The sequence below is a fragment of the Sinomicrobium pectinilyticum genome (assembly GCF_003725735.1).
GTDB classification, from domain to species: domain Bacteria; phylum Bacteroidota; class Bacteroidia; order Flavobacteriales; family Flavobacteriaceae; genus Sinomicrobium; species Sinomicrobium pectinilyticum.
This window is the reverse complement of the sequence record NZ_RJTM01000141.1, coordinates 1-300: the sequence shown is the minus strand read 5'-3', so window position 1 is coordinate 300 and position 300 is coordinate 1. Positions and strand designations below refer to the sequence as shown.

The 300-nt window shown below is 50.3% G+C and carries 1 protein-coding gene; it reads right to left on the bottom strand.

What is annotated here, in order from left to right; translation table 11 throughout:
- On the bottom strand, positions 1-300 hold a 300-nt coding region (locus tag ED312_RS23905), incomplete at both ends, for a hypothetical protein (protein WP_170164568.1).

The window sequence follows — 300 nt, the reverse complement described above, 5'->3', positions numbered from 1 at the left end:
ATGACCAGCGCTTTGTCTTCTTTCTGGAAATAAACCACTTCCGAGCAAGGTTCTTCCTTGACAACCAGCACCCGTTTAAAAATCCCGTCACGCCAGTATTCCAGCCGTTGATTGCGGTTTTCCGCTCCTTGGGGATGAATATGATCGAGAAACAAGGGCGACTCCCGGAGGCGTTGCAGGTTGGTGTTGTTGAATTGGTGGCTTTCAAATACAAAGGGGATTTCTTTCCCAGGCGGCGGGTATCCCTTCGGGCTTTCCAGCAGAACAGGTAAACCGGATGCCAGTCGACTGATGATCTTT